The organism is Acinetobacter legionensis (genome assembly GCF_048551735.1).
GTDB lineage: Bacteria > Pseudomonadota > Gammaproteobacteria > Pseudomonadales > Moraxellaceae > Acinetobacter.
Map to the genome: position 1 here is coordinate 1 of NZ_JBIMBV010000084.1, position 665 is coordinate 665.

At 41.2% G+C, this 665-nt stretch carries 1 pseudogene; it reads right to left on the bottom strand.

Annotation, left to right across the window (positions count from 1 at the left end):
• Positions 1 to 665: pseudogene (locus ACG9ZL_RS21110) on the bottom strand (TipJ family phage tail tip protein); the annotation flags it as partial.

The following is a 665-nucleotide window of genomic DNA, read 5'->3' on the forward strand; positions in this document are numbered from 1 at the left end:
AAGTCTTTATGCAATTGGCTTTCAGTGATTTGCTCATTCAATAGTTCAAGTACATCTGAAGCATCTGCAGAAGTCACACCACTGACCCATTCAGACCAATCGCCAATATTACCAATGCGATCAATCAAACGTCCGCGATAAAACTGGCGTAAATTTGGTTGCATCCCTTGAATGGTGTGAACAGTAGTCGGATAAGCAAACAAACCCAGTTGAGCAATGTTTGAGGTGCTGTCTGGTGAAACTTCAATTTCTGTATATGCAGTATCAAGTGCACCAACTGCTGGAAACAACCATGTTAATTTCATGCCAAATAAAATACCTTCAGCATGTATATTGGCGAGTTTTGGCGGTTTTCCTTGCTTGCCTTTTAACTCTGTCAAAACTGAATATGTTGGCAAGGATGAAATATCATATGCACTGATTGCAAAAACTCGTGCTTCATATTGCCCTGCATAAATCCCTGCGACCTCTGCTGAGTTATTTCCAGTTAATGGTAGCTTTAACCAGGTGCCATTATCTTTACGCCATTCAACTTGATACTTGGTTGCACCTTTGGCTTGTGGCCAACTGATCACCATGGTTTCAACAGACATTCCTTGCTGAACCATTTGCTCACTGGAAATGCTGACTGATTCAACAGGATCTTGAGTTGTAGGATTGATGAT